Source organism: Micromonospora fiedleri (genome assembly GCF_016774385.1).
GTDB classification, from domain to species: Bacteria; Actinomycetota; Actinomycetes; order Mycobacteriales; family Micromonosporaceae; genus Micromonospora; species Micromonospora gifhornensis.
This window is the reverse complement of the sequence record NZ_JAETXL010000061.1, coordinates 1-468: the sequence shown is the minus strand read 5'-3', so window position 1 is coordinate 468 and position 468 is coordinate 1. Positions and strand designations below refer to the sequence as shown.

Sequence of the window (468 nt, the reverse complement as noted above, 5' to 3'; positions counted from 1 at the left end):
CAGGTCACCGGCTACTTCGCCCCGACCTCCCGCTTCGGTGACCCGGACGACTTCCGTTACCTGGTGGACCGGCTGCACGCCGCCGGCATCGGGGTGATCCTAGACTGGCTGCCGGCGCACTTCCCCAAGGACGAGTGGGCCCTCGCCAGCTTCGACGGCACCCCGCTCTACGAGCACCCCGACCCGCGTCGCGGCGAGCACCCGGACTGGGGCACGTACGTCTTCGACTTCGGTCGCCGCGAGGTGCGCAACTTCCTGGTCGCCAACGAGCTCTACTGGCTGGAGGAGTTCCATGTCGACGGGATGCGGGTCGAGGCGGTCGCCTCGATGCCCTACCCGGACTACTCCCGCCACGACGGGCAGTGGGTCCCCTACCCGTACGGCGGCCGGGAGATCGCGGAGGCCCTCGCGTTCATGCAGTAGAACACCGCGACGGCCTACATGCACTACCGCGGCGTGGTGATGATC

General features: G+C 68.8%; 1 pseudogene. It reads left to right on the top strand.

The window, feature by feature from the left end:
* Positions 1-420: pseudogene (locus JMF97_RS30630) on the top strand (1,4-alpha-glucan branching protein GlgB); the annotation flags it as partial.
* Positions 421-468: the final 48 nt, after the last annotated feature.